General features: G+C 45.0%; 2 protein-coding genes. Both read left to right on the top strand.

The annotated features are described in order from the left end of the window. The first annotated feature begins 181 nt into the window (after positions 1-181). Positions 182-1,504 carry a TolC family protein gene (locus tag ACEN2L_RS20655; RefSeq protein ID WP_441745962.1) on the top strand — a complete coding sequence of 441 codons (1,323 nt, stop codon included), beginning with the start codon at positions 182-184 and terminating at the stop codon, positions 1,502-1,504. Then, positions 1,501-2,294 (top strand): efflux RND transporter periplasmic adaptor subunit (locus tag ACEN2L_RS20650; RefSeq protein ID WP_441745961.1); only part of this gene is annotated, 794 nt, incomplete at its 3' end. The genes ACEN2L_RS20655 and ACEN2L_RS20650, both read left to right, overlap by 4 nt.

The raw sequence follows: 2,294 nt of genomic DNA, 5'->3' as shown, positions 1-2,294 counted from the left end.
ACATCAATGGTATCGAACTCGATGCTGTTACCACCCATCACGGTTTCTATTACTTATCAAAAGTAATAGATGCACCGGTCACACAATTATTACGCCCACCTAAAGCATAACCCTGAACTAATCAAACACCGTTCGCCAACAGTTTGGCGATATACATTTTTGATAATTTAGGAATAAAACAATGATGAATATTTCATTGAATCGCCCTGTGCGTGTGCACGCTTGGGTGGTTTCCACGATGCTTGTCCTTTTGGCAACACACACCGTGGTAGTAGCACAAACAAACAGTATCACCAATGGCGAAATGACGTTGCAAAGCGCCATACAGCGAACATTAACAAATTCGCCAGAATTGCATGAGTTCACATATAAGCAAGAAGCGATAGAAGGGGAAATTAAAACAGCTTCGCTCAAACCTGCTCTCAATGCAGGCATTGAAGTGGAAAACTTTTTAGGAACAGGTGAGGTCTCCGGCATTAAAGGCTCGGAGTTAACTCTCACATTGTCATCGGTCATTGAACTGGGCAATAAACTCAACTCACGTAAGGCGTTTGCTAAAGCGCAATCCACCTTCGTGGAAGCGCAAAAACAAGTGCACACTTTGGATGTATTGGCTGAAGTGACACGTCGCTACATCGATGTATTGGCGCAACAAGCGCTAATTGACGCGCAACAAGAGGCAGAAACTCTTGCTCGATATACCTATCAAGCTGTTACAAAGCGTGTGGATGCAGGAGCATCTCCGGTATTTGAACAGCAACGCGCTGAAGCAGCACTGGCAAGAGCCAGACTGGATGTGGTGACGGCACAGCAAACTAAGCAAGCCATGATAAATAGTCTGGCGATTATGTGGGGGGAACAATATCCCACTTTTACCGATGTAGCGGGTGACTTATTTGCGCTGCAATCGTCACCATCTTTAACCGTGCTTTTCAACACCCTATTGGGCAGTCCCAATCTCGATGTCTATACGCAAGAAGCGAGATTACAGGCATCCCAAGTACGTCTGACCCAAGCAGCCAATCAGTCGGATTTAAGCTGGACAGCCGGAATCAGGCGCATGAATGGTATAGATGAAACAGCCTTTATAGCGGGAGTCAGTATGCCGTTATTTGCCAGTGAGCGAAATATTGGAGAGTACCAAAAACAGCGAGCAATTCAGGCACAACTGGAGCAACAAAAAGAGTCAGCGACTCAAAGTCTATACCATCAGCTAAATATGGCATTGATGGTCAGAAATAATGCGTTGCTCAATGTGCAGACACTACAAAATTCTATTATCCCACCCTTAGTTCAAGCACTGGAACTGGTAGAGCAAGCCTATATTGATGGACGATTCAGTTACCTTGAATGGGTGAGTACACGTCATGAATTGCTCAATGCCAAACAAGCCCTAATTCACTCAGCGAAACAAGCTCATCAACGGGGCGCAGATATCGAATCACTGACCGCGCAGCCCCTTGTGGATACGATCAACACCTCTATTTCGAGACAAACAAAATGAACAAAAAAATAGTAAGCAAGAAGCAAAACACACTGTTAGTTTTCATTTTTTGCAGTGCGCTGGGATTTTTTTCAAGCACCACAATACAAGCATCAGAGGATGCACATGGCAATGCAGAAACCCATGAGGATGAACTCGTGCTCATGTCTGACAGCATGGCGCAAAAAATGGGTGTGATGACGAAAAGTGTTCAAGCTGGAAGACTTAATATTACCACCTTGGTCTACGGAAATATCGTAACCGACCCTGCTTCACTGAGTCATGTTCGTGCACGATTCGACGGTATGGTGACCAAGGTCAATGCAAATTTAGGTAACAAAGTTAAAAAAGGCGAGACACTGGCGGTTGTAGAATCCAATGAAAGCCTCAAAAGTTATCCTGTTACAGCCCCGTTTTCAGGCACGGTGATTGCCAGACATGCCAATGAAGGCGAGTTATCCAATGGTCAAGTGTTATTTTCAATCGCAAACTATGATGACGTGTGGGCACAGCTTAAAATCTTCCCACAGCAACTCACTGATATCGCTGAGCGACATAGTGTTCAACTTAGTGTGGCAGGGGCATCGTTAGACACCACTATCCAGCATATTTTGCCCTCACCTGATGAGAAGCCTTATGTCTTGGCGTATGCAAAAATTGCTAACACGTCAGGTCGATGGCCGGTCGGCGCAGCTATTAAAGGGCTTGTAACAATCAACAACCTTGATGTCGCCATGATGGTGCCTAAAGCTTCGATTCAAGAGTTTGAAGGTGCGTCCGTAGTGTTTGTTAAAAAAGACGACAAATACCG

Source organism: Flavobacterium sp. W21_SRS_FM6 (genome assembly GCF_052119645.1).
GTDB lineage: Bacteria > Pseudomonadota > Gammaproteobacteria > Enterobacterales > Alteromonadaceae > Paraglaciecola.
Note: the sequence above shows the minus strand (reverse complement) of the source record. Positions and strands in the feature narration are given on the sequence as shown.

Bases quoted from the DNA above. Each gene is read 5' to 3' on its own strand.
- ACEN2L_RS20655 (WP_441745962.1), top strand. From the start codon at position 182: ATGATGAATATTTCATTGAATCGCCCTGTGCGTGTGCACGCTTGGGTG.